This window comes from Chryseobacterium sp. DZ-32, assembly GCF_059587025.1.
The window spans coordinates 230,959-256,761 of the sequence record NZ_JCAIOM010000001.1 but is presented as its reverse complement, the minus strand read 5'-3'; the positions used below and the strand labels follow the sequence as shown (position 1 = coordinate 256,761).

Here is a 25,803-nt window from a genome sequence, read left to right as displayed (position 1 = left end):
TCTCATTAGAACAAAGGCAACATTACCTTTTATTCATTATCTAAATTACAAATATTTTACCAAAAATCAATTAATGACTTTATGGCAGAAAAAAATTTATTATCTTATTGAAAATGATTAAGTTTGTAACCTTAAATTTTCCCCATGAATCCTGAACTTACCACTTACATTGGCTATTCTGCTTCTCTTTTTATCGTATTGAGTTTCATACTGAAAGATGTAAAAAAAATCAGAGTGGTTAACATGATTGGCTGTATTTGTTTTGTCATTTATGGTATCTTTAATGGAATGCTTTGGCCGGTTATCATACCAAACGGGCTTATTTGTTTCATTCAAATCTATTATTTAATACTAGACAAGAAAGATTGATGAGGAAAAAAATTATTACTTCTGCTTTTAGTAATCTGTATACTGACCAACGGATAGAGAAGGTATGCAAAACCCTTTTTGATAACGGGTATTCCATAGATCTGATTGGTAACGATTGGGAAGGAAATGAAAAAATGGAACGTCCTTATCCCTTTTCCAGAATAGGATTGAAGTCTAAAAGCCTGAAGACCGCTTATTTTGAATTCAACTGGAAATTATACAAAGAACTGAAGAAAAAAGCGGACAAAGATACGATTCTCCATGCCAATGATATTGATGCACTTCTGCCAAATTATCTCATTGCCAGAAAACTGAACATCCCTTTGGTGTTTGACAGCCATGAAATTTTCACGGAAATGCCATCGGTTCAAAACAGGTTTTCTCAGAAATTCTGGAGAGTGCTGGAAAGAAAGCTGGTTCCCCATATGGAACTGATGATGACAGAAAGTGAAAGCTATGCCGAATGGTTTCATGAACAGTATAATGTCAATCCGGTAGTGGTTAGAAATATTCCGAGAAAAATTCTTTCAGCACCGGAAATTCCTGAAAATCATCCAAAGATCATTCTGTATCAGGGAGCGATTAATCAGTCGAGGGGAATTGAAAAAATGATTGTGGCCATGCATCATATTAAAGATGCTGTTCTGAAAATTGCAGGTGACGGCCCGAAGAAAAAAGAATACGAAGAACTTGTTATTCAGGAGAAACTTCAGGATAAAGTCTTTTTTCTGGGTAAGCTGAAACCGGAAAATCTCAGGGAAATAACAAAAACCGCTGATGCAGGATTCAGTCTCGAAGAAAATAATGGAGTAAGCTACTATTATTCACTTCCTAATAAGGTTTGTGACTATATCCAATCGAGAGTACCGCTTGTGATGATTAATTTTCCGGAAATGCAAAGGATAAAAAATCAATTTAATGTAGGAGAAGTTATTCCGGATCATCAGCCTGAAACCATTGAAAAAGCAATCAATCTTGTTCTTCAGAGAGGAAGACATTATTATCAGAGCGAATTAAATAAGGCAGCAGATGTATTTTGCTGGGAGAATGAAGAGACAAAAATCCTCCAACTTTTTGAAAAAGCATCCTGTAAATAATTTTTACAAAATTGGTTATCTTTGCAAAAGAAATTTGATTTAAAATGACCATTAAAGAAAAACAGCAGGAAATAATAGATGAATTCGCTTTTCTTGAAGATTGGGAGCAAAAGTATGAGTACATCATTGATCTTGGAAAAGAACTGAAAGGCTTGGCTGAAGATAAGAAAACAGAAGAAAATCTGATTAAAGGCTGCCAGAGCAAAGTTTGGATTGATGCTGAATTTAAAGACGGGAAACTTTTCTTTAATGCAGATTCTGATGGTATTCTACCAAAAGGGATCGTTTCTCTTTTAGTAAGTATTTACAGTGGACATTCCACTCAGGAAATCCTGGATTCTGATTTTGATTTTATCGGAGAAATAGGACTACAGGAGTTTCTTTCACCTTCCAGAGCCAACGGACTTATGGCGATGACAAAGCAGATCAAGTTTTATGCAGTTGCTTACCAACTGAAATCATAACCGTGACCAGAATTTTAGCATATCGTTTTTCCGCATTCGGAGATGTTGCGATGACCGTACCTGTTTTCAGAGAATTTCTGGAGCAGAACCCCGGTGTGGAAATTATTATGGTCTCCAGGAAAAATTTTGAGGCGTTGTTTACTGGAATTTCCAATGTAACTTTTAAAGGGATTGACCTGGATGATTACAAAGGTCTTTTCGGATTGAGAAAACTGAGTAACGAACTGATCCGTGAATTTAATCCGGATTGTATTGCCAATCTCCATGATGTAATCCGAACCAAGGTTTTAGACAGAATATACAGGAGGAAAGGGCTCAAGGTCTTTAAAATTGATAAAGGCAAGGAAGAAAAAGAACATCTTACAGATATCTGGAATCTGGAAAAGGTACAGCTGAAAAAAACAGTGGAACGTTATGCAGATGTTTTCCGTGAAATGGGCTTCAAAGTTGAACTCTCTCATCAATTAAGACCGGTTTCGGCGCAAAAATCCGGGATTGGTTTTGCCCCTTTTGCCCAGCATAAAGGGAAAATGCTTCCTTTGGCGAAATCGTATGAACTGGTAAGAATTCTTGCTCAGAAACATACGGTGTATTTCTTTGGAGGAGGTAAAAAAGAAACGGAAACTCTAGAAAAATGGGAAGCAGAGATTCCTAATACAGAAAATCTTGCCGGAAAATTAAATCTTACGGAAGAGCTCAATTATATTGCCGGACTGGAACTGATGATATCTATGGATTCTGCCAATATGCACCTCGCAAGTATTGTGGGAACCCGATGTATTTCTATCTGGGGAGCTACTCATCCTTATGCAGGATTTCTGGGATTTGGACAAAGTGAGGAAGATGTTGTTCAGGTAAAAGACCTGAGCTGCAGACCATGTTCTGTCTTTGGAGATAAGGAATGTTACAGAGGTGACTGGGCCTGTCTTGAAGAATTTAATATCCAGAAAGTGGTGGACAGGGTTAATTTTTAAAAATTAGCTTTACTATTTCTTCTGCTTTAGCTTTGTCAGAGTGACTTGCTTCTAAAATATTCTTTCTTTTTTCATTGTCATCATAGTCTTTTTCAGCCGAGATGATAATCTGCTGACGGATTTGGCTCATATCATCGCCATACAGGCATAAATTTGTTAAAACCGGATCATCTGTAATATTCCCGTTAATAATCACGAAACGGCTGTTGTAAAGCGTATTGAAAAGCTTCACTTTTGTTCCTGAATTTTGGTAAGAAATTAAAATATTGGCATGAGCACCTTCCAGAAGACGGTAAAGGTTCTCTCTGGTTTGAATAGGAGTAAGGCTGATATTTTCAACGGCTGAGATTTTGTTTTTAATATCTTCACTGGCACGATCGGAGGCAACAATCAATTTATATTGTGGAAGCGTTTTAAATAAACCGATAGTCTCATTTAATGCTCTTTTATTGTCTGCAGTGGTGAGATCTCCATGAAATAGAAAATACTTTCCTTTTTGATCCAGTTCCTTTACCGATTCATTACCGTGAAAGATATGAATCAGGTGTGCATTCTTTGAATAGGATTCAACTTCATGATATTCTTTCTCAGACAGACAGAATACAGCGTCAAATTTCTTTAAAAGTTTTTTCTGATATCCTGTATATTTTAAAGATTCAATGGAGTAGATGATCTTTTTGAATAGGTTGTTCTCCGATCCGGAAAGACCTTTATAGTACTCCTTTTCGTTATTGTGATAACGGAGGTAGAGTTTGTGGTCATTCTCTCTCAAAAACCGTATAATTTGCGTGGTTTGTAAACCCTCAAACAAGATGGGAGCTTTATTCCTGTCCAGATTTTTAATAAGTTCTTCAGATTTTCTGATCGCAGCAGCGAAAGGCGTTGATGAAAAATAAAGCAGAGGATTCTTCTTCTTTTTGTAAAAAAATACATTTTCTGTAATCTCTTTAATTTCTCTGTCAATGGTTGAAGGGATCTGATCTATGAAACAGTGAAGATGAATTTTTATTCCCATATCAGATATGGCCTTGATTTTATAATATACATCAATGATTCCACCATAGGAAGGAGGGTAGGGATAATTGAATGATATGATGTGGAGCTGCTTCAAGTTCGGCTATTCGATGTAGGCAAAGGTAGATAAATATAAGGAAAAGTGGAGGAGAAGCTTTATAAATTGCTTAGGGGTAAAATAAAAAAATCTCCCAGAAATCTGAGAGATTTTTTGTGGGTCCTGAGGGATTCGAACCCCCGACCCTCTGGGTGTAAACCAGATGCTCTGAACCAACTGAGCTAAGAACCCTCTAGACTTGTTCTCTTGTTTAGAGTGGTGCAAATATACGACTTATTCTTTAATCTCCAAATTTTTTTCCAAAAAATCTCCCACTACAAAGTTGCTTCCGCCGATAAAAATCATTTCTTCATTTGTACATCGTTCTTTTGCAGAGAGATACGCTTCCTGTACGGAATCAAAAATTTTATAAAAAATTTTCGCCTCCTGGAGCAGATTTTCGTAATCTTCGGGATGTCTTCCCCTGTTGATGGATGGTTTTGCAAAATAGAACTCAGAATTTTCGGGAAGTAATTTCATCACATCATCTATTTTTTTGTCGTTCACAAACCCCAAAATAATATGCTTGTGCCTGTCAATTGAATTTAATTGTGAAAAAACATACTCCAAACCTGCCTGATTGTGTCCCGTATCACAAATCGTAAGCGGATGTTGTGAAAATTCAAACCAACGGCCAATAAATCCTGTATTCTGGTGAACATGGAGAAGTCCTTTTTCCAATGCTTCATCAGAAATATTTACTTTAAGTTTCCTTAATTCTTCTACAGCGGCCAGAACGACTCTGACATTTTTCTTCTGGTAATTCCCTTTCAGATCAGATTCCAGATCTGTATTGATAAGAGTGGCATCTATCAAAGCAGCATTTTCTTTCGTAGCTTTCTTTTTAATGATATTTTTGACAACTTCATTTTCGTCACCGGAAATAATCGGGATATGTTGTTTAATAATTCCAGCCTTCTCTGATGCAATTTCTTCGATGGTATCTCCAAGAATATTCTGATGATCCAGCTGAACATTAGTAATAGCCGAAATCAACGGTTTGATAATATTTGTTGAATCCAGTCTTCCTCCCAATCCAACTTCAATAATGGCAAAATCTACCTGCTGCTGATAAAAATATTCAAAAGCCATGATGGTCGTAAACTCGAAGAAAGAGGGACGGATGTCTTCCGGAATCGTTTTCAGTTTTTGAATAAAATCAAAGACAAATTCTTTATTACAGTTTTTTCCATTCACCTTTATGCGCTCTGTGAAGTCTATAAGGTGTGGAGAATTGTATAATCCTGTTTTATAACCGGCTTCCTGAAGAACAGATGCCAGCATATTGCTTGAAGAACCTTTTCCATTGGTGCCGCCAATATGAATACACTTTATTTTATCCTGAGGATTTCCAAAAAAAGCACAAAGCTTTGTTATATTATCAAGTCCAGGTTTATAAGCCTTCTGTCCATCTATCTGATAGTTGGGCATCTGTACGAAAAGCCAGTCGATAGCTTCCTGATATTGTTCATTTGTCATAGTGCAAAATTCCCAAAAGTTTTTTTAAAATAAAATATAATTTTTCAATCTGTAACTTTTTTATATTTAATTCGTCTAATATTGAAAAATCTTAATATGAAATCGCTGTGATTCACAGATAACAGTACTGATGAAGATGACACGGTTCCATATGACCATTAAAAACAAATAAACATATACATATGAAAAAAGTTTGGATCATCGTTTTTGGATTAGGTTATCTGGGTTTAAGCGCTCAGAAGAAATGGTCCTTAAAAGAATGTGTAAGCTATGCAGTGGAGCATAATCTTCAGGTTATCCAAAATCAGTATAACAAACAAAACCAGGAATATAATCTTAAAGCAGCCCAAAAAGAATATTTACCATCTGTATCGGGGAGTATGACGAATGGGGTGAGTTTCGGGCAAGGGTCATTAGGAGCGGGAAGTTTTAGAAACGATAGATTCAATAACAGTGTTGGTCTGGGAGCCGATATTTTGCTCTATAATAATGGAAGATTAGAGAAAAATGTACGAAAAGCCCAGTTTGATGTAGAAGCAAGCCAATATGACATTGAAACCATTAAAAATGATATCTCTCTTCAGATTGCTCAACAATATCTGACAGCCTTGTTGAATAAGGAGATTGTTAAAATCTCTCAGAGTGCTGTGGATAATGCCCAGAAACAGTTTGACAGAGCTAAGATCACAACCCAGGTTGGGACAACTGCCCAGACGGTTCTAGCTGAGGCTGAAGCTGCGCTGGCAAGAGAGAAACAAAACCTTAAAACGGCAGAAGTAAATGTTGGACGTGCTTTATTTGCCATCGCTCAGCTATTACAGCTTTCAGATTACAAAGGTTTCGATGTGGAAGATGTAAACGTTCCGGAAAAACTTGATTTACAGCTTAATACTGTAGATGAAGTGCTTACAACGGCGTATGAGATACAACCTCAGATCAAAGCAGCCGAAAGCAGGATAAGATCTGCCGAAGCACAAACTGAAGTAACCAAAACAGCATTCTGGCCAACGTTAACGGCAAGTGCGGGTCTTAACACTTTCTATAACAGGCAGTTTGATCCTATGCCAGGTACTGTGCAGGGAACTTTTTTTGAACAATATAAAGATCAGTTCGGGCAAAATGTTGGATTATCATTGAATATTCCTATCTTCAATAAAGGAAAAACAAAACTTCAGGTAGAACAGTCTAAGGTCAATGAGAGTATAGCCAGAAATACACTAGAACAACAGAAACAGACGGTAAGACAAAATGTTCAGAAAGCTCAGTTTGATGCTGATGCCAATTATGAAACCTATCTGGCTGCAGTGGAAGCTGAAAAAAGCTCAAAACTGGCTCTTGATTTTGCCGATAAAAGTTATGCTGCCGGAAGAACCACCATCTACGACGTCAATGTGGCGAGAAATAATTATGCAAATGCACAGGGATCAGTAGCGCAGGCAAAATATAATTATCTTTTTAGTCTTAAACTATTGAATTTCTATGCAGGAATTCCATTAAGTTTGTAAAATGCCAATTCAATCATTAGAAAAATACTTACCTCAAAATACACTTAAATATTTAAGAATCTGGTTTGCAGATTACTATATACATATAAAAGTTACAAGAAACAGAAATTCAAAACTGGGAGATTACAGAAAACTTCCGGACAATTCGCATGAAATTACGGTAAATTCAACCCTTACCCCACAACTTTTTTTCTTTGTGCTCACTCACGAGCTCGCACATCTGATTGCTTTCGAAAAATATGGACGGAGAATTTCGCCCCACGGCAACGAATGGAAAGAAACTTTTAGAAATATGCTTCTGGAAAGCCTTGAAATATATGATGAAGAGCTCAAACCTATCATTATAAAATTTTCAAAATCGCCTAAAGCCAATTTCATGGCAAGCCCTGATCTGGTAAGATATTTTCATACTGAGAAACAGGATGATAGTCTTCATTTTATCGAGGAGCTTAAAAAGGGAGAATTCTTTATCTATCGCAACGAAAAGTATTTATTAGAAGGTCTGGTTAAAAAAAACTATCTTTGTAAGAACCTGGCTACTGGAAGGAAGTATTCTTTCAAGCCTTTAGCGAGGGTAGAAAAATGTAGCTAATAATGTTAAAATCAGATAGATATTGCGTTATAATGGCGGGAGGAATCGGGAGCCGGTTCTGGCCGATGAGTACGCAAAAATTTCCAAAACAGTTTCAGGATATTTTAGGAACCGGGCGCACTATGATTCAGCAGACCTATGACAGAATCAGCAAGGTAATTCCTAAAGAGCAGATATTCGTAATTACGAATAAAGAGTATGTTCCTGTTTCCCATCAGCAGCTTCCGGAAATTCCTGAAGAGAATATTGTGGGCGAGCCCTTGATGAAGAATACAGCCGCTTGTAATCTGTATATGGCCAACAAAATTGCTGAGATTAATCCGGATGCAACGATGATTGTATTGCCGGCAGATCATCTGATCCTTAAAGAAGATGTATTTTTGGAGAAAGTGGAGCTGGCATTTGAGCTGGCTTCAAAAAATGATTATCTGGTAACATTAGGGATTACCCCTACAAGGCCTGATACCGGATACGGATATATTCAGTTTGTAGAAAAAAAGGGTTCGGAATATTTTAAAGTGAAAACATTCACAGAAAAGCCTATCCTTGAAATTGCCCAAAGCTTTCTGGAAAGCGGTGATTTCCTTTGGAATGCAGGAATTTTTGTATGGAATGTGAAAAGTATCCATCATGCCTTTGATCTTTATCTTCCAGAAATGATGCAGCATTTTATGGCTTGTGAGTACAACTCAGAAAAAGAAAATAGCTGTATTGAAACCATTTATCCGAAGGTTCAGAAGATTTCTATTGATAACGGAATTTTAGAAAAAGCAAAGAATGTTTATGTGATTCCATCAGATTTGGGATGGAGCGATCTTGGAACATGGACTTCCGTATATGAAAATACAGAAAAAGATAAAGACGGAAACGCGGTAAAACTGAAACATTTACTTGCTTATAATTCAAAAGGAAATATCATCCGTTTAAAGAATAATAACAAGGCCGTAATCATTGATGGTCTTGAAAACTATATTGTTGTAGATACAGATAAGGCACTTCTGATCTGTCCGCGTGATAATGACCAGCTCATTAAAGACTATGTTCTTGATCTGAAAAACTTTAAGAAAGGCGAGAAGTTCATGTAATATTTGGTATATTTCTGCTGATTTTTAAATTATGAGTAACACTGCAACCCGATTTACAATTCTTACATTTTTACTTCTGGGAATCTTAGGATATTCTCAGGAGAAGAAAAAGTTTTCAAATATACCTTCTGTTTTGCAGCAGATCAACCCAGGAAGCAGAGTAGACTCGTGGGTGCTGATATACAACAGCTACGGTAAAGGTGAAGAAATAAAGACTTCGGGTAAGGTAAATTACACTCCTCAGTTCTCAGGATTCAATCTTTTCCCTAGTGAAGACAGCTTTTATTATATTGCTTACTCAGAAGGAGGTAAAGTAAATTATGTAACAGATGTAGTGGGATTGAAGAAGTTTGTTGACAGAATTGATAATGCTCAGGAGGCTGCGGTTGTATTAGCTGCTGAGGGATATATGGTGGATGAGGAATTCAAGGATCTTGCCGGCAATTACCATGAAGATCAATCGAATTACTATCTGGATCTTGGAAAACTGACCTCAAAGGAATGTCCTTACCAGAAAACACATTATACAGTCACTGTAAATAAATCTACAGGTACTGTAAGCAATGTAAAAGACAATGGAACATATATTGAGCTTTACAATAAAAAATGTGCTAATAACCCAAGATTGTTGAAAATCGAAAAAAAAGAAGAACCCAAGATAGATGAGTCTAAAAAAACACCCAAACGCAGATAATATCTATGAGACTGAGCGATTAATCCTTCGTCCCATGTCCCGTGAAGATAAAGATTTCGTCTTTGACCTTTATAACAGGCCAAAATTCATTCAACATATCGGCAACCGCAATGTTAATTCTGTTGAAGATGCCGAAAATTATATTCTCAACAGATTTGCTCCCCAGATTGAAAGACTTGGATTTGGAAACTATCTTTTAATAACCAAAGAAGGCAATGAAAAAGTAGGGGCAGTAGGAATCTTCGAAAGAGAAGGTCTTGATATCGTGGATATAGGATATTCTCTGCTGGAAGAGTTCGAAGGTAGGGGATATGCCTACGAAGCAGCTCAGAAAGTGAAGTCTATTGGAATGGATGATTTCGGATTAACAAAAATATCAGCCATTATTTCAAAGGATAATATTTCTTCCCAAAAACTGATCGAAAAATTAGGGTTGAGGTTTAAAAAACACGTCATACTTCCAGGCGAAACCGAAGAACTCAACTATTACGAAACCGAATAAAACTTCTAAAAATGCTTTCACAAATAACGTATAGATCGTAAATCGTGTTATTTGTGAAAGCATTTGTGATATTTGTGTTTCAAAAAGAATTATCCTTCCAGAATCTGCTCAGCAGCAGTCTTTGACGTTACTTTTTCAATCACTCTTGTACAGACACCATTTTCATCGAAAATAAAAGTCGTTCTTACAATTCCCATATACGTTTTTCCAAACGTTTTTTTCTCCTGCCAGACCCCGAATTTTTCAATGATATCTCGGTTTTCATCAGCAATAAGATCATAAGGAAATGCAAATTTACTGTGAAAGTTCTTCTGTTTCTTTACACTGTCACCACTTACTCCCAGTAACTGATATCCTGCTTTTTCAAGCTTGGAATAATTATCACTCAGATTGCAGGCTTCCACGGTACACGTTGGGGTATTCGCTTGCGGGTAGAAGAAAACCACCAGTTTTTTTCCTATTAACTTTGATGAGGTTACCGTTTCTCCGTCTTGATTGAATCCTTCAAATTCAGGTAATTTATCTCCAACTTTCAGCATAATGATTTAATTTTGTTCAAATTTAAGGGTTACATGACAAAAAAACAAAGAGCTGAGCTCGTTCAGATAGAACTGGATAAATTATATCCGACTACACCTATTCCGTTAGATCACACCGATCCGTATACATTAATGGTGGCCGTAGCGCTTTCCGCGCAGACCACAGATAAAAAAGTTAACCAGGTTACGCCTGATCTTTTTGCCGTGGCAGGAACTCCACAAAGAATGGCCAGGCTGGAAGAATTTGAAATCAAAGAACTCATCAAAGAAATCGGACTTTCCAATACCAAAGCCAAAAACCTTAAAAGAATGGCAGAACTTCTGCTGGAACGTCATAATGGTATCGTTCCGCAAACTTATGAAGAATTGGAAGCCCTTCCGGGCGTAGGGCATAAAACTGCTTCAGTGGTGATGAGCCAGGGTTTCGGATTTCCTGCTTTTCCGGTAGATACCCACATTCACCGTCTGATGGCACAGTGGAAACTTACCTCAGGAAAAAACGTGGTGGAAACAGAGCGCGATGCCAAGAAATTATTCCCTGAAGAAGTATGGAATAAACTTCACCTTCAGATTATTTTCTACGGAAGAGAATATTCTCCGGCAAGAGGAAAAGGAGAGAAAGATTTTATTACAAAAATGTTATTTGAAAAATAGAATTTAACATTATTTAGGATTTTAAGAACTATTTTCAGTTACAAATAGAACAAGAAGAGCACTATTTTATAGTGTTTTTTTTTATCTCATAATTTAAATTCTAAATTTTTTTTTCACCAATAAAGGATATTTGTAAAATTTCACGATAATTCTTTTATTTCATAAAGAAAACTTTATCTGCTTGATTTATAATATCATTTAGAGACAATAGTTTTCTTTTTCGTAATTTTCTTTACTGTAAATTGTTACAGAAGTATTGTATTTCCATAAAAAGAGATATATTTGGCTCAGTACCATGAAGACCAAAATGAAAAAAATTAATCTTTTCGTTTTTTTTATAGTTTTATATTCCTGTGCCTGTAAAGGGCAGGTTCATCGGTTTTATTATGAACTTACCTATAAACCCTCTACCAAAAATAAGACGATAAAGACCGACATATTCTATCTGGACAGTCTTGATAAAAGGTCTGTATTCATTCGAAAAGAAAAGTGGGAATCTGATTCTCTTTTCACAACACAATCCCCAGTTTTATCATTAGGAACAATGAATTTTAAGGTAATAAAAGATCTTGGTAATTCATCAGTTATTCTGAAAGATGATTTATTTATAGGTGTTATTTCCTATAAAGAATATCCTGATCTTCATTGGAAGCTTTTACCGGAAAAAAGAAATACCGGGACTTTTCAAGTACAAAAAGCAGAAGCCAATTATGGAGGAAGACATTGGATAGCATGGTTTACTCAGGATATTCCGGTTTTTGATGGTCCTTATGTTTTTATGGGGCTTCCAGGGTTGATTATAGAGCTGAAAGATGCTAATAATGAATATCAATGGAAATTGAAAGGCAGTAAAAAAAATGTCCGGTCTACATTGCAAACAGAATCAGTAATGGATGAGAGTTTGATGTCAAAAGAAGCCTACATTAAAAATAAAGAAAACTTCATAAATGATCCCTTGCCTGTTTTGATGCAAAGTATGGCAGATGTTAGTAAAAGTCTGGAAATCATGAATAAGATGAATCAACAGGCCGAATCAATAAAAAAATATCACCGGGAAAACGATAATACCATCGAAAGATAGTATCAACAATTCAACTATAACCATGGAATTAAGAAAAGAAATTAACGCTGTTTTTTTATATCTGAAATCGATTGATGTAAAAATTGATAAGAATGATTACATCTATCAGGTAGAATCGCATCCGGAGACACCTAGTCTTCTGGCTTTTAGTGATGCTCTTGGTTTTTTTGGTATTCCAAATGGTGCCTTTACGATTGATTTTCAGGATTTTGATCATTTACCGGAAACATTTCTAACCATATTAGATATAGGAAACGGGCATTTGATTTTATCATATATTGAAAAAAAGGAGCAATCGGTTTTATATACAGATCATGAGGGTGTGCAGAAGACTATCTCCATTCCTGAAATGGAGAGTTTGTGGACTGGTGCGGTACTGGCCGCTGAAAATAACGGAGAAATCACAAAACCGTCTAATGTCTTTTACAATAAACTCCTGCCAGCATTCATCTTTTGTGCAGTATTTGTAGTGTTGTATTTTATCGGAGGCTGGTTTATAAGTGGTTTCGGTGCGATTACAATGGTGGGGTTGCTTTTAGCCTTTGAAGCTATAAAAACAGAGCTGGGGCTGGAGTCTGGTTTTTCTGCGCAGTTTTGTGATGGAAATGAGAAGTCAAGCTGCAGCCAGATTATCAACTCTGAAAAAGGAAAAATTGCAGGGTTCAAATTGAGTGATCTAAGTGTTTTTCTTTTTGGGATTCAGCTTTTTTCACTGCTTGTTTTTAATAAGGAGCTTATCAATAATTATTATTTTTTAATTGGTTTTTCACTGCTGGGATGTATACCATTTACATTATATTCTGTTTATTTTCAGATGAAAGTAGAAAAGAAGTGGTGTCCAATATGTTTGAGTATTATAGGAGTAATCTATGCACAGCTTATCTATTTGTCATTTAACATGACGGAGATACTGAATAATGTACATCTTGACCTCCTAACAGTTTTGCTTTTGTCATCAGTAGTGATCGCTTTTTCCGGAACCTATATTTTTATTAAAAAAGCTTTGATAACCTATGCAGTGCTGAAAAAGGATGCGGAGTTTGACTCAAGATATATAAGGCATTATCCTTACTTTAAAAATATTCTTACAAGCACAGAACCCCTTGTTTTAAAAGCTGAGCCAATCCTGCTGGGAAATCCAAATGCTCCTGTTACAATTACTTTTATTACAAGCCCTTTGTGCGGATACTGTAGAGAAGCGCATGATTTCTTGCAGAGAATTTACAACCAATATAAAAATCAGGTCAACATCAAAATCAGATTTAATATGACAGGAGTCGTAACTGCTGAAGTAGAAGAGATGTTGATCCAGCTCCTGAACATTTATCAAACAAAAGGCGAAGGCAAATTTATTGAAGCTCTTCATGACTGGTATAGTCACAGACAGGCAGAGAAATGGTTGAAAAAATATAGTACAACTCTTGATAACAGAACCTTTCTACTGAATAAACTGGTTTCTGTTTCTTATGAAAATTTACAGAATAACCTGTTTTTCACACCACATTACTTTATCAACGACTATGCATATCCTGTAAGACTTAATAAAAAGTATATAGAAGTATTTATGCCGGATCTTATTGAGGACGAATGGAATGAACAGCATGATTCTGTAAAGGAATTGGAGGTTGAATACAGATAAAAGAAGAAAATTATTATAATAATTATACAAAGAGGAAGCCGAAAATCTAAAGAGTAGGCAAACAAATTAAAACAAATTTCTATGAAAAAATTACAAAAGCTGAGCTTAAATGCTATGAAAAACGAAATGAGCAGAAACGAAATGAGAGTTATTAAAGCGGGTTCAGGAGGTGAGCCAGGAACTTGTAACTGTAACTCACAGTACTGCTATATGAATGGTATGAGAGCTATATGTGGCGGTGGATGGCCAGCAAAATGCTGCTAATCAATCAAAAATAACTTATATTTTTTCTGTAATTGCAATTCTGCAATTACAGAATTTTTTTAACCTATGAATACACCAAGTTTAGTTTTAATTACATGCTGGTATGGTAAATATCCATGGTATATGCCCTATTATCTGCATTCTTGTGCTTTTAATCCAAGTGTAGATTTTGTGATTATAACTGATAATACAGAGGAGGTAAAAAACTTACCCTCAAATGTAAAAATAGTCCATAAAAATCTGAAAGATATCATCTGCGATACATCTGATAAACTTGGGTTTCCAATCAACATAGATTATCCTTATAAGCTGTGTGATTTTAAGCCTGCGTATGCTTTTATGTTTCCGGAACTTATAGAAGGATATGATTTCTGGGGGCACTGTGATCTCGATCTTATTTACGGAGATATAAGAGCTTTTTTTACCAATGAATTTCTCGATAGCTATGATTATATCAGTGTAAGAGATGATTATACCACCGGATGCTTTGGTCTGTACAGGAATAATGAACTGATGAATACATTCTTTAAAAGAAGTAAAGACTATAAAAAGGTATTTTCTATGCCGGATCACTTCTGTTTTGATGAATGTAATTTTGTTTGGGACGATCTAGCAGAAGGTATTCCTATTTTCGAAATTGAAACAGAAATTGAAAGTTTTACCCATATCATGAAAAATGCTGAAAGAGAAGGAATTCTCAGAACTCATTTTGATTTTATTCTTATGGAGGGCTATACGGGGAGAGTAAAATTTGATAATGGAAAAGTTATTTATAAAAACAAATATGAGGCAATTATGTTTCATATGTTTTGGCTTAAAAAAGTATACAACCCCGAAAAAGTACCTGCAAAAATCCCCAACAGGTATAATGTAAGCCCCACTAGAATTTATTGGTAATTACTGTACTACTAATTAAAAAATAATAGCATGAAAAAATTACAAAAAATGAGCATGAATGTTATTAAAAATAACATGAGCAGAAAGGAAATGAGAGTTATTAAAGCAGGATCGGGCCCAACATCATGTAACTGCCAGGCAGTGATGTGTCTAGTCCATGGGAGTATGGAGGCTTATTGTGGACCTTCAGGAGTGATCTGTTGCTAATCATTTTATGAAAAGAAAAAGAGAGAACCTTATATTGTTCTCTCTTTTTTATTATTTAAAACCAATTGTTTGTACTTTTTTTGATAGATACCAAGGGCAAGATCTGCTGTTTTAAAATAATGTTCAATATTTCCATTAATATTATTCTCTGCAGTAATATCAGAATATCCGAAATCTTTCTGAACGGAGACAAAAGGATATAATACCATTTTATGAGCTGACAGTTGTGATAAAAAGTTATCTGCAGTGTCTTCCGGGCCAAAGTCTGCATTGAGTATATGATCAAAAAAACGACTGTATACCACCATAAACTGGGTACACCAGAAATGATTGATCCAAAACCTGTTTTCTGTAATAGGAACAACAAATCTAAAGCCTCCTCCAATGCCTCCGGCCAGAATATCAGCACCCTGCTCATTAGATTGTATAATATTATTTATAAACGCATCTCTTTCATAATGTTCTGTAAAAACATGGTCATCTTCTACAATGATAATCACATCATCTTCGTTTTCAATAGCAAGAGATACCGTTTTTTTTATGCTTTCCCAGAGGCCTACATTCCCTTTCTCATGCATACATGCCTCTACAATTTGGCAGCCAAATTCCGGTCTGCCTTCAAACTCTTTTAACACACTTTCCCTTCTGTCTTCTCTATGTTTCAGATTGATAATGTAAGTGGGGATCATAATTTCTGAAAAGTTATTATGGCTCATAGCTGTAGTATTTTTTTATTTGGGAAAGTTCATCAAGAAAAACTTCCGGATTGTCATATATATATTGAAAATCAGTGGTGTTTTCGAATGATTGAAGGTTTCCGTCATCTTCAAACTGAGAAATGAATGGATGTATTACAAAGACGTCTTCCAGATGTGATGATAAAAAAACATCAAGAGGCAGCTTAGTATTGAAATTCCTTTGCAAGAAAAGAGAATATGTTTTTTTGAAAATAATCATGAACTGTGATCCCTTGAAACCATCAACCCAGAATATATGATCAGAAACTTCGATCACTTTTTCAAAGCTTAGGAGACCTCCAAGCAATAAATTACCGTCAAGTCTTTTTACCTTTTCAATACATTTTTCAAGATGATCTTGTGAAAAACTAGGACAAAACCGATGTTGAGAGGTTGAAATAATGATATAGTCTTCATCATCACTTTCTTTTATTACCTTTTGTATTCCTTCTATGAAACTTAAATGTTCATCTGTGACAATAAATTCAGGTGTAAAATTTCTCTCTGCATAATGTTCTAAGGCACCAGAAAATTTTTCAGGATTTGAAGATAAAACAAATATTTTCTTCATAATGATTGGGTTTTCAGGATAAATTAGTTTTAATAAAAATAAATAAATCAGATTAAATGTCCAACAGCCTTCTGTGATAATTAACCTGCCCCAGATGATAGTCCAGATGAGCAAGCAGATGGATCAGAAAATAATCGGTTGTCATGGCACTTTCAAAAACAACCAATGGATATTCTTTTTTCAGGTCTTCATCGGACAATTGGGAAAGTACCGAATCTATCATTGCCGCAGTGGCTTTCACCTTTTCAATAAGTTCCGCTTTGGGAATATCCTTTGACGAAAATTCAAGGTCACGCTGTCTTACGTATCCTGTGTTTCCAAGGTGTGTTCCGATAAAATGATTAAGATTTCCGACCAGATGAAGGGCAAGGTTACCCGCAGAGTTGGCAATGTTTTTATCCGTTTTCCAAAGATTTTCTTCGCTTTGATAGGCTTCCAGTTCCGTTTTTAACTTATTTAAATCTCTGTTGTAAAGAGATCTTAGACTTTCTGTGATCATACCAGTTATTATTGTATTATAGTTTTAAAATATCCTTTAAAGTGTTTGTCAACCAAACTGTCAATATTGCATTTGTAATCTATAAAACCATATATGCTGTCATTTGTGGCGAATTTATGGCTGTTAAGAACTAATTTTTGACTGTAAACTTCAGATTTTATGAATTTTTCTTCCTTTTTTAAGGTTTTAGGATCAATATCTCTGATGTAAAATTGATTATTAAAAACTTTAATCAAAATACCATTTCCAAAATATCCATTATTGTTATTCAATTTGATAGTAAGAGAGTCATTCAGGTATTGAGCTTTACATTTATAATCATTGAATAAAAACGTTCCCTTACGAAAGCCATCCGAATAACTTGCAGTTTGAACAATATGTGCTGTTCTTGTTTTGCTTTCAACAACTTCACTATTATAAAGCTTCAGTTCCGGATATTTTGAGAGAACTAGAATACTATCATGGTTAGGTAAGCTACTATCAACAGTAAAATTTCCAAAATTCTGCTCTTTTTGACAACTCAAAGCCATCAATAAAATACCTGAAAAAAACATAAATAGTTTCATAAGAAACTATTTATGTTTTTGAGCCCAAAGCTCCATTTTTCTGTTCAGAACGTCCAGCGGAAGACATCCCTGGCTTAAAACTTCATCATGGAAGCTTGCCAGATTGAATTTGTTTCCCAGTTCTTTCTGATATTTTTCTCTCAGCTCACGGATTCTTAAAGACCCTATTTTGTAGCCTAAGGCCTGACCCGGCATCGCCATATATCTTTCTACTTCTGCAGTGGCCGATGCTTCATCATAAGAAATGTTGCTTAAGAAATATCTGATCGCTTCTTCTCTTGACATTTTTCCGGTATGAAGTCCCGTATCTACTACAAGTCTTACCGCTCTCAGCATCTGATCGCTTAAATATCCCATTTTCTGGTAAGGATCAGTATATAAACCGAATTCAGGGCCTAATGTTTCACAATAATGAGCCCATCCTTCACCATATGCTCCCAACCATCCGAATCTCATGAATTTAGGAAGCCTTGTATTTTCCTGTTGAAGAGAAACCTGATAGTGATGCCCCGGAATCGCCTCATGAAGGAAAAGAGATTCCATTCCCGAAGTAACATTAAATTTGGTAGGATCAGGAAGCGGAACATAAAATATACCTGCTCTTTTTCCATCCGGAGTTCCCGGCATATATTCTGCGCTGGCACTTGCTTCCCTGAATTTCTCCGTCTGTCTGATCTCAAACTTTGTTTTTGGCGTTACATTAAACATTGTTTTCAGCTTCGGTGTAATTTTCGTTAAGATCCCGTTGAATGCATTTAAAACTTCCTTAGATGTTTTAAAAGTCATTGCCTTTGGATCCGTCTTAACAAAAGTGATAAATTCTTCCAGAGATCCGGTAAAGCCTACCTGATGTTTTACTTTCTCCATTTCTGCGCGAAGCATTGCAACCTGTTGAAGCCCGATCTTATTGATCTCTTCAGGTGATTTCTTTGTGGTAGTCCAGCTTTTTACATAATAGTTGTAGATTTCATTGCCGTTAGGAAGGCTGTTGTATCCGTCTGTATCTCTTGCTTTTGGCAGGTATTCTTTTTCTAAAAATGTTCCCATTTTAGTATAAGCCGGGATGATTTTTTTTGTAATAGCATCTTTGTAAAGTGCTGAGAATTTTTCTTTCTGAGCCTCTGTAAAGTTTTTAGGGAAATTTTTAATAGGTCCGTAGAAAATATTCTTTTCCATATCGGAAGTAGTGATTTCCTCTGCTCTCATCTGAGGAATCATTTTGACAACCAGTTTTTTAGGAAGCACTATTTTATTGTTGATTCCCTCACGGAAGTTGTCCGCAGCTGCATTCATCCACTCCGGAAATTTTTCCATTCTTTTCAGCCAGTCGCTGTAGTCTTTTTCTGTTTTAAAAGGCTGATTGCCCTGTCCGCTTCCATACAATGGAAAAGTAAGCGGCAGCCCTCCAAACTGAGTGAAAGGAATATATTCCGGATGATAGGCATAGCCCTCAATTTTATCTTTTAAAGTATAATCCAATACATCATATACCACTTTATCCTCATCAGAAAGACTTTTGTAATCTACATGTTCCAGCTGTTTCTGTACAGAATTGTAGAATGTTACTTCTCCTGAGATAAAATCTTTATCAATATTAATCGGAAGCTGGTCGTTATATCTTGTATCTCCCTGTGCTGTAGCATCTAAAGGATATAGCTTAAGATATTGCTCATAATAGTTCGAAGCGATAGAATCCAGGTTGCTGGGTGTCACTTTTGTAAGGGGAGAATCCGATTTTTTGCAGGAAGCAAGACCAATCATCAACCCTAATCCCAGAATACTTTTTGATAAAATGTTTTTCATCTCACAATCTTTATGAAAACAAAAGTAAGTATTATTGGGATATTCATGCTTATTGAATGCATTGATTTTAAAAAATTATTTTCAAAATCCTTTTAACTTTGAATCAATTTTTTATCTTTGTCTAAAACGTTTAACAATCATATTATTACAGCTCTTTTTTAAGAAAAAATGAAAGGGATTTTAAAAATTTACCATCCGGACGAAACGCTAAAATACAATATCAGAAATACTTATTGTAAGGCCGTTTACAGCAACCAGCAACATTTTTTAGAGGTTGAAGTGATTACGGATGACAGTTTGGATCACGTGGACGATGATTCATTACAGTACAACTTTCCGCAGCTTTCACTTGAAGTTTTTGATTTTCCTATCGAATCGGCGGAAATAGAAGGGAAGACCATCATCATCAATGACTCTGATGAAGAAACCTATACAGAAGTAGACCTTTTTGATGACGAAGATGCCTATATCTATGATAATGAGCTTCTTTTTGAAAAAAACGAAGAAGGAGAGCTTCAGGTTATCTGGAAAGGAACTATTGATGATTTCTATACCGGATCAGATACACCGATCCCTTTTAGATTAAAATGCGAATTTAAACAAGATGATATTGAGGTAGAAGAAGACTAACCGAGCTTCTGCCTTTTTAACTGTACATTTCTTTTCAAATTATTTTTGGAAAGAAATTTGCTGTTTGTAAAACTGTAACAAATTTTAAGTTGTTTTTAAGCAATTTTTAAGAGTTCAATTCATAATATTCTCCTACATTTGTCGTTGAAATTTAATAAAATTTACATTTAATGCTGTTAACGGAACTTTCTCAGATTTTATTCGCACAAATCACTACCCCTGCAGTTGCTGCAGACAACTTGGAGTTCTCATTCTGGAAAATTATGTTCCATGGAGGAGCTTTCGCTAAAATAGTGATGGTCACTGTATTACTATTGGGAGTGTTTTCTCTATACCTGTTTTTTGAAAGGTTTTTCTTTATCAAAAGGCTGACATCAAAAACAGATTCCAACTTCATGAACAATATCGAAGACTTCATCAAGGCCGGAAAAATAGAGGCAGCAGCAGATTACTGCAAAACCCAGAACTCTCCGGAAGGAAGAATTTTAGAAAAAGGAATTTCAAGATTAGGACGTCCCGTTTCTGATATTGTAAGTGCTATGGAATCACAGGCGCAGGTAGAGGTTGCCAATATGGAAAAAAACCTGAACCTTTTGGCTGTCGTACCGAGTATCGCACCAATGCTGGGACTTCTCGGAACAGTAATCGGGATGATTATTGCTTTCTTTAATCTATCTCACGCAACAGGATCATTCTCTCCGAAAACACTTTCAGAAGGTATTTATACCGCTTTAGGGCAGACCGCTGTAGGTTTGGCTGTAGCGATTCCCGCCAACTTCTGTTATAATATTCTACTGACAAGAATTGATAAATTTGTCCTGAAAGCCCAGAATATGTCAGGAGAATTTTTAGACCTTATCAACAAACCTTTATAAATCTTTCTTACGATGAAAATTCAAAGAAGAAATAAAGCGAATCCGGAATTCAGTTTAGCAGCGATGACAGACGTTATCCTGTTGATGCTGATTTTCTTTATGATTACCTCTTCGGCGGCCAATCAAAGCGCCATCGATGTGAATCTTCCGAAAGCCGGAGCAGTTGATGATAATATTCCCAATCCTTTAACGGTAAGCATCAAGCCGGACGGTTCATTTTTTGTAGATGATAATCCTGCCAATAAAGGAGAATTGGAGCAAATTATTGTAGATAAATTAGCCAGCCAGACCAATAAATCATTTACGATCAGAGCTGATGAAAACACATTGCATAAAGATGTTGTTTTTGTGATGGAAATTGCTGAGAAACATAAATTTAATATTGCTATTGCAACCGTTAAAGACAAATAACATATCCGGATTTCCGGAAAGAATTACGTTTTAAGATGAAAAGCTATACAGCAAACAGAAACGAAGAAAATAAAGACAGAGTAAAGAGCGCATTGCTTTCTATTCTCATCTGGGCTGCTATTCTGCTTTTTGTTTTTTTGTATAAATTAAAACCTGAACTGGATAAAGATCCTGAGGTGGTTACTACCATGCTGGTGAACTTTGGAGATAACAGAAACGGAAAGGGAATTGAAGAACCTGCCGAACAGCCGGGAAGCCTTGCCGCTGCAACTGAAGAAGTGGCACCCGAGCCTGCAGAAACTCCGGTTCCGGAAACAAAAACAGTTATAAAACCAGAACCAGTACCAACTCTGGAGCCAAAGAAAACAGAGGTTAAAGAGAAGGTTATTACAGGAAACAATTCAAAAACAACCGTTCCTAAAAAAGAGAAATCCAAAAAAGCTGAGAAAAAAGAAGCAACCAGCACAAGTGCTTCTAAAAATACTAAAAAATCCGGAGCGACCACTGCCAATTCAAAAACAGGAAATGGTGACGGAAAAGGAACCGCAGCCATAGGCAACCTGATTAAAGGCAGAGGAACTAAAGCCGGAAGCCAGGGAACCGGTGATGGTATCGGAAACGCGGGAGATCCTTTAGGCGGTGACGGAAACGGTGACAGTAAAGTAGGAATCGACAGAAAATTGGTTGGTTATATTCCGGGAACAATGGGAAGAGGCGGAGCGCAGCCCTCACACAGTTGTACAGCAAGCGGATCAATTACCATTGCTTACACTGTAGATAAAGTAGGGAATGTAGTATCCGCAAGAAGAGCCGGCGGGATTTCAGATCCTTGTGTCTCATCCACATCTGTGGCCTGGGTTAAGAAATATGTAAAAGCAGAAAAAGCCAATACATCTTCAACCGGAACTTACAAAATTACCTTCTAACAATACAAAAGCACTTTATTCAAGTGCTTTTTTCAATTCATTTATTCTGTTGATGACCGGAAGGGCAAAAATACCGCTTGTCTGAAGATAAAGCTCGTAGAATGTCTTTGCTTTATCCTGAAAATCTTTGTTTTGATCGTGTCTGCTGTTAAAGTAGAAAAGATTTCCCAGCATTTCATAATAATCTTTGTGATCTCTTTCCTGTCTTTCATTGACGATGGCAATCATTTCTTCCTTGGTTTTAGAAGCAACCTCTGTGAAGCTCATCTTAAAAATGTCTCTCATCAACGTATCAAAATCCAGTTCTTTCTGCATTAAGCTTTCTTCAGGTTTGTCGAGAATCAATTTTTCTAATGCCTGAGTTAATTGGCGGATGAGTCTTAAGGTGAATTCTTTATCTGTGATCATAATGGATTTAAAGTTTTAAGTTTAATGTTTAAAGTTAATAGCATCTGCTCAACCTGCAGATTTCATTAAGCAAAGAATAAGTAAGCTAATGCAATGGCAGTCATAACGCCGACTAAATCGGCCAGAAGCATGGCAATTACCGTGTATCTTGTATTCTTAACGGCTACGGCTCCAAAATATACTGCAATCACGTAGAACGTCGTATCTGAGCTTCCCTGAAGTACAGCTGCCAATTTCCCCTGGAAACTATCAGCTCCAAATGTTGTCATCGTATCCACCATCATTCCTCTGGCTCCTGACCCGGATAAAGGTTTGATTAAAGCAGTTGGAAGTCCATCCACAAATCTGGGATCCATATTGGCAACATTGGCTACCCACTTCATTCCGTCAATGATGACATCAAATACACCGGAAGTTCTTAGTAACGAAATTGCAATTAACATCCCAACGAGATAAGGAATAATCTTAACACAGGTGGTGAACCCTTCTTTTGCCCCTTCTATAAAGGCATCAAAAACGTTGATCTTTTTATAAACGGCTCCCAATACAATCGCAAGGAAGATAAACAGAATTAAACCATTACTTAATACTTTACTGAAATCATCCAGTTCATCTTTACTCAATTGTACAAGATACAGTACCAAAAGGGCAATAATAGCCGAAATTCCGCCTACATAAGCGATTACTACCGGACGGAGAAGATTTATTTTCTGATACAAAGAAACGATAATCATTGCAGCCAGTGTAGCGGCAAAAGTGGCAATCATACATGGCAGGAAAATATCTGTAGGGGTTTTAGATCCCATTGAGGCTCTGATGGCAATAATTGACACGGGAATTAAGGTCATACCTCCGGCATGAAGACACAGAAACATAATCTGTGAATTGCTGGCGGTATCTTTATTAGGATTTAAGGTCTGAAGGCTTTCCATGGCTTTTAAACCAAAAGGGGTTGCTGCATTATCCAGTCCCAGAAGATTGGCACTGAAGTTCATCAGCATGTGTCCAAATGCAGGGTGGTTTTTTGGAATTTCCGGAAATAATTTGGAAAAAAAGGGCTGAATCAAACGGCTTAGAAGATTGATGCCGCCTGCTTTTTCAGCAATGCTCATGAATCCCATAAATAAAGTCATGATTCCGATAAGACCAAGACAGATCTTTACGGCTGTTTCTGAAGTTCCAATAACTCCATCGGCTTCCTGAACACGATAAACATTTACATTTTGTTTTAAAGAATCAGTTTTATAATGAATTCTGCTGTCTGCAAAATCATTCTTTTTCATCAGGCTGTCTCTTACAACAGGAGAGAGGCTGCTCATAGGTTGTGATGCAATCTTTACTGTATCACCTCCTTTTCCCACCACCATATCATTGAAAATGGTTTTGTAGTTACCTGACGAAACGTATTTTATACTGGCAATGGCAATGGCAATGATAATGAAAGCCGACCAAATTCTGCTGAGAACCATCTGATTGATTTAATTGTTTAAACTTATCAAAAATACTTTAAACCACAAAAATAACTAAAGTCTTTTGTTATTCTTTTGCGAAATAGAATTAATGATAGTTTTAGACCTTAAAGCCATTTTAACGCAATGCACGCAAAGGTTTTTAATGATGAAGTTTGATTTTTTCGTTCGCAAAGGTGTTAGCACTCAGCAAAGAGAATTTAAGTTAGAGAACATAGCTGAATGAAATGCCCTTGCGGACGAAAATATGCATAAGGTTTTTAAATTTTCCTTGCGATCTTTAGCGTTTAAATAAAATGTTTACTCTTCCAGATAAACAAGATATCCTTCAAAATCATCATCAAGGTTTTTCAGAACTTTCGCATCATCCATTTTTTTAACCAATGCGTCTACAAAGAAGCTTTTCTCAAAAAACTGGCGGTGAATTCCCGGTAAAAGTTCCATGAAATAATCCATTCCGATTTTATTGTTGTGGAGATCCATTTTGGTTTCCAAAGGCTCGTTCGGAAAAAGTTCTTCATGCATATCTGTGATTCTTTTGCAGAAATCCAGTGCTTTTTTGGGAGAAGAAATTTTACAACAGTACATCATAATGAAGCAGCACCAAAGCGCATGTCTGAAGGCGTTTCCAATTCCATTGTTGGAGGCTGTATCAGGGAATTTTTTCTGTGCAATGGAAAACGCTTTTACTGTTGCATAAAAACTCAGTAAAGCGAAAAGAGGATGGGGAAGAACAAGTGATAAAAGACGGATAATCTTTTTAAAACTCATGCTTCTGATGGTATTGAAAAATATCTTAAAAGTCCTCATAAATAAAAATCTCTCCCTAATTAGAGAGAGATTGTATTGTTTTTGTTACAGATACTATGCTTTTACAGTTAATAAATTAACTGTTTTGGCAACCGTATCCTGAATTTCAGTTCTTTTTACGATGAAATCTACAAATCCTTTTTCCTGTAAGAATTCTGATGTCTGGAATCCTTCCGGTAGATCTCTACCAATCGTTTCACGGATTACTCTTGGTCCTGCGAAACCAATCAGTGCTCCCGGTTCTGCCATAATAATATCAGCGGTCATTGCGAAAGAAGCAGTGATTCCTCCGAATGTAGGGTCGCAAAGGTAAGCGATGTATAAAAGTCCAGCTTCAGAAAGCTGAGCTAATTTAGCCTGAACTTTTGCCAGCTGCATCAAAGAGTAAGTCGCTTCCTGCATTCTTGCTCCTCCGGACTGACAGATAATCATATACGGAAGTTTGTGTGCAATACAGTAATCTACTGCTCTTCTGATCTTTTCACCCATTACAGAACCCAATGATCCACCGATGAAAGCAAAATCCATACATGAAACTACCATTTCAGTTCCTTTTACGGTTCCTACAGCGTTTCTGATAGAGTCTGTAAGCTTTGTTTTAGCTTTTACTTCTTTCAGACGGTCTTTATAAGGCTTTGTATCTTTGAAGTTTAAGATATCAATACTTTCAACATTGGCATCCAGTTCGGTAAATTTACCACCGTCAAAAAGGATGTCAAAAAATTCTGCACTTCCTATTCTTACATGAAATCCGTCTTCAGGAGAAACATAGTTATTTCTCTTTAGTTCATCATGTTCCACTACTTTTCCGGATGGAGTCTGATGCCAAAGGCCTTTGGGAACGTCTTTTTTCTCATCAGTAGAAGTGGTAATGTTTTTTGCTTTTCTTTTAAACCAGTCGAATGCCATTTTTGCTTGTATTAATGTATAAATGTAAAATGTACC

The 25,803-nt window shown here is 36.2% G+C and carries 30 protein-coding genes and 1 tRNA gene; 18 read left to right on the top strand and 13 right to left on the bottom strand.

Annotated elements, in window-relative coordinates:
- Nucleotides 1–144 precede the first annotated feature (144 nt).
- The 4 genes from AC59HC_RS01195 to AC59HC_RS01180 are packed head-to-tail and all read left to right on the top strand — an operon-like array spanning nt 145 to nt 2,904.
- Nucleotides 145–369, top strand: a complete 225-nt coding sequence (locus AC59HC_RS01195) for a uroporphyrinogen decarboxylase (protein ID WP_110008987.1) — start codon at nt 145–147, stop codon at nt 367–369.
- Complete coding sequence (locus AC59HC_RS01190) at nt 369–1,466, top strand: glycosyltransferase (protein WP_202842108.1); 1,098 nt, start codon at nt 369–371, stop codon at nt 1,464–1,466. Before AC59HC_RS01195 ends, AC59HC_RS01190 begins: the two co-directional genes overlap by 1 nt.
- Nucleotides 1,467–1,510: 44 nt before the next feature.
- Nucleotides 1,511–1,930, top strand: a complete 420-nt coding sequence (locus tag AC59HC_RS01185; RefSeq protein WP_062672886.1) for a SufE family protein — start codon at nt 1,511–1,513, stop codon at nt 1,928–1,930.
- Between the two features lie 50 nt (nt 1,931–1,980).
- Nucleotides 1,981–2,904, top strand: coding sequence for a glycosyltransferase family 9 protein (locus AC59HC_RS01180; protein ID WP_496557911.1), 924 nt, complete (start codon nt 1,981–1,983; stop codon nt 2,902–2,904).
- Here AC59HC_RS01180 and AC59HC_RS01175 read toward each other — a convergent pair.
- The 3 genes from AC59HC_RS01175 to AC59HC_RS01165 form a co-directional block, all read right to left on the bottom strand.
- Nucleotides 2,894–4,015 (bottom strand): hypothetical protein, encoded by a 1,122-nt coding sequence (locus AC59HC_RS01175; protein ID WP_343643502.1) that lies wholly within the window; start codon nt 4,013–4,015, stop codon nt 2,894–2,896. The two genes, AC59HC_RS01180 and AC59HC_RS01175, sit on opposite strands and share 11 nt — an antisense overlap.
- A gap of 117 nt (nt 4,016–4,132) precedes the next feature.
- Nucleotides 4,133–4,207 (bottom strand) — tRNA-Val (locus tag AC59HC_RS01170).
- A 42-nt stretch (nt 4,208–4,249) separates the two neighbouring features.
- Complete coding sequence (locus AC59HC_RS01165) at nt 4,250–5,494, bottom strand: bifunctional folylpolyglutamate synthase/dihydrofolate synthase (protein WP_202842104.1); 1,245 nt, start codon at nt 5,492–5,494, stop codon at nt 4,250–4,252.
- A gap of 182 nt (nt 5,495–5,676) precedes the next feature.
- Between AC59HC_RS01165 and AC59HC_RS01160 the strand changes: the two genes are divergently transcribed.
- From AC59HC_RS01160 to AC59HC_RS01140, 5 genes are read left to right on the top strand one after another with little or no spacing between them, the layout of a single operon-like run.
- On the top strand, nt 5,677–6,999 hold the full coding sequence (locus AC59HC_RS01160) for a TolC family protein (protein WP_330744787.1): 1,323 nt from the start codon (nt 5,677–5,679) through the stop codon (nt 6,997–6,999).
- Nucleotide 7,000: 1 nt separating this feature from the next.
- Nucleotides 7,001–7,591 (top strand): SprT-like domain-containing protein, encoded by a 591-nt coding sequence (locus tag AC59HC_RS01155; RefSeq protein ID WP_202842101.1) that lies wholly within the window; start codon nt 7,001–7,003, stop codon nt 7,589–7,591.
- Between the two features lie 2 nt (nt 7,592–7,593).
- Nucleotides 7,594–8,676 (top strand): mannose-1-phosphate guanylyltransferase, encoded by a 1,083-nt coding sequence (locus AC59HC_RS01150; protein ID WP_238349672.1) that lies wholly within the window; start codon nt 7,594–7,596, stop codon nt 8,674–8,676.
- Between the two features lie 31 nt (nt 8,677–8,707).
- The gene (locus AC59HC_RS01145; RefSeq protein ID WP_343643501.1) at nt 8,708–9,370 is read left to right on the top strand and encodes a hypothetical protein; all 663 of its coding nucleotides are present in this window, start codon (nt 8,708–8,710) and stop codon (nt 9,368–9,370) included.
- Complete coding sequence (locus tag AC59HC_RS01140) at nt 9,339–9,872, top strand: GNAT family N-acetyltransferase (protein WP_110008996.1); 534 nt, start codon at nt 9,339–9,341, stop codon at nt 9,870–9,872. Before AC59HC_RS01145 ends, AC59HC_RS01140 begins: the two co-directional genes overlap by 32 nt.
- Nucleotides 9,873–9,961: 89 nt before the next feature.
- Here the strand turns inward: AC59HC_RS01140 and bcp are convergent, their stop codons facing one another.
- Complete coding sequence (bcp, locus tag AC59HC_RS01135; RefSeq protein WP_137904532.1) at nt 9,962–10,411, bottom strand: thioredoxin-dependent thiol peroxidase; 450 nt, start codon at nt 10,409–10,411, stop codon at nt 9,962–9,964.
- 33 nt (nt 10,412–10,444) lie between these two features.
- On the opposite strand from bcp, the gene AC59HC_RS01130 reads away from it, so the two are divergent.
- From AC59HC_RS01130 to AC59HC_RS01110, 5 genes are all read left to right on the top strand, one after another.
- Entirely contained in the window at nt 10,445–11,065 is a 621-nt protein-coding gene (locus AC59HC_RS01130; protein WP_343643500.1) for an endonuclease III domain-containing protein, read from the top strand.
- A 307-nt stretch (nt 11,066–11,372) separates the two neighbouring features.
- Entirely contained in the window at nt 11,373–12,146 is a 774-nt protein-coding gene (locus tag AC59HC_RS01125) for a GLPGLI family protein (protein WP_496557845.1), read from the top strand.
- A gap of 22 nt (nt 12,147–12,168) precedes the next feature.
- Nucleotides 12,169–13,785 carry a vitamin K epoxide reductase family protein gene (locus AC59HC_RS01120; RefSeq protein ID WP_202842092.1) on the top strand — a complete coding sequence of 539 codons (1,617 nt, stop codon included), beginning with the start codon at nt 12,169–12,171 and terminating at the stop codon, nt 13,783–13,785.
- An 81-nt stretch (nt 13,786–13,866) separates the two neighbouring features.
- On the top strand, nt 13,867–14,049 hold the full coding sequence (locus tag AC59HC_RS01115) for a TIGR04149 family rSAM-modified RiPP (RefSeq protein WP_110009001.1): 183 nt from the start codon (nt 13,867–13,869) through the stop codon (nt 14,047–14,049).
- Between the two features lie 66 nt (nt 14,050–14,115).
- Entirely contained in the window at nt 14,116–14,946 is an 831-nt protein-coding gene (locus tag AC59HC_RS01110; protein WP_202842090.1) for a DUF6625 family protein, read from the top strand.
- A 236-nt stretch (nt 14,947–15,182) separates the two neighbouring features.
- On the opposite strand, the gene AC59HC_RS01105 is transcribed toward AC59HC_RS01110, so the two are convergent.
- From AC59HC_RS01105 to AC59HC_RS01085, 5 genes are read right to left on the bottom strand one after another with little or no spacing between them, the layout of a single operon-like run.
- Entirely contained in the window at nt 15,183–15,869 is a 687-nt protein-coding gene (locus AC59HC_RS01105) for a glycosyl transferase (protein ID WP_202842088.1), read from the bottom strand.
- On the bottom strand, nt 15,859–16,461 hold the full coding sequence (locus AC59HC_RS01100) for a hypothetical protein (protein WP_496557844.1): 603 nt from the start codon (nt 16,459–16,461) through the stop codon (nt 15,859–15,861). Before AC59HC_RS01100 ends, AC59HC_RS01105 begins: the two co-directional genes overlap by 11 nt.
- A 52-nt stretch (nt 16,462–16,513) precedes the next feature.
- Nucleotides 16,514–16,960, bottom strand: coding sequence for a DinB family protein (locus AC59HC_RS01095; protein WP_110009005.1), 447 nt, complete (start codon nt 16,958–16,960; stop codon nt 16,514–16,516).
- A gap of 8 nt (nt 16,961–16,968) precedes the next feature.
- Nucleotides 16,969–17,526, bottom strand: a complete 558-nt coding sequence (locus tag AC59HC_RS01090) for a hypothetical protein (RefSeq protein WP_496557843.1) — start codon at nt 17,524–17,526, stop codon at nt 16,969–16,971.
- 6 nt (nt 17,527–17,532) lie between these two features.
- Nucleotides 17,533–19,329 carry a DUF885 domain-containing protein gene (locus AC59HC_RS01085; RefSeq protein ID WP_496557842.1) on the bottom strand — a complete coding sequence of 599 codons (1,797 nt, stop codon included), beginning with the start codon at nt 19,327–19,329 and terminating at the stop codon, nt 17,533–17,535.
- Between the two features lie 168 nt (nt 19,330–19,497).
- Here AC59HC_RS01085 and AC59HC_RS01080 point away from each other — a divergent pair, with 168 nt between their 5' ends.
- The 4 genes from AC59HC_RS01080 to AC59HC_RS01065 all read left to right on the top strand — a co-directional run bounded on the left by AC59HC_RS01080 (nt 19,498) and on the right by AC59HC_RS01065 (nt 22,171).
- Nucleotides 19,498–19,959 (top strand): hypothetical protein, encoded by a 462-nt coding sequence (locus AC59HC_RS01080; RefSeq protein WP_110009008.1) that lies wholly within the window; start codon nt 19,498–19,500, stop codon nt 19,957–19,959.
- A gap of 170 nt (nt 19,960–20,129) precedes the next feature.
- Nucleotides 20,130–20,834, top strand: coding sequence for a MotA/TolQ/ExbB proton channel family protein (locus AC59HC_RS01075; RefSeq protein ID WP_110009009.1), 705 nt, complete (start codon nt 20,130–20,132; stop codon nt 20,832–20,834).
- 12 nt (nt 20,835–20,846) lie between these two features.
- Nucleotides 20,847–21,245 (top strand): ExbD/TolR family protein, encoded by a 399-nt coding sequence (locus AC59HC_RS01070; RefSeq protein WP_062672905.1) that lies wholly within the window; start codon nt 20,847–20,849, stop codon nt 21,243–21,245.
- Between the two features lie 35 nt (nt 21,246–21,280).
- Nucleotides 21,281–22,171, top strand: a complete 891-nt coding sequence (locus tag AC59HC_RS01065; protein ID WP_496557841.1) for a ferric siderophore ABC transporter substrate-binding protein — start codon at nt 21,281–21,283, stop codon at nt 22,169–22,171.
- A 15-nt stretch (nt 22,172–22,186) separates the two neighbouring features.
- Here AC59HC_RS01065 and AC59HC_RS01060 read toward each other — a convergent pair whose 3' ends face one another.
- From AC59HC_RS01060 to accD, 4 genes are all read right to left on the bottom strand, one after another.
- Nucleotides 22,187–22,579, bottom strand: a complete 393-nt coding sequence (locus AC59HC_RS01060) for a hypothetical protein (protein WP_034694177.1) — start codon at nt 22,577–22,579, stop codon at nt 22,187–22,189.
- A gap of 65 nt (nt 22,580–22,644) precedes the next feature.
- Nucleotides 22,645–24,048, bottom strand: a complete 1,404-nt coding sequence (locus AC59HC_RS01055; RefSeq protein WP_482399110.1) for a nucleoside recognition domain-containing protein — start codon at nt 24,046–24,048, stop codon at nt 22,645–22,647.
- Nucleotides 24,049–24,348: 300 nt separating this feature from the next.
- A complete protein-coding gene (locus AC59HC_RS01050) occupies nt 24,349–24,858 on the bottom strand; it encodes a DUF6973 domain-containing protein (RefSeq protein ID WP_482399109.1) in 510 nt (169 codons plus the stop codon).
- Between the two features lie 54 nt (nt 24,859–24,912).
- Nucleotides 24,913–25,767, bottom strand: a complete 855-nt coding sequence (gene accD / locus AC59HC_RS01045; protein WP_105700341.1) for an acetyl-CoA carboxylase, carboxyltransferase subunit beta — start codon at nt 25,765–25,767, stop codon at nt 24,913–24,915.
- Between the last annotated feature and the right edge of the window lie 36 nt (nt 25,768–25,803).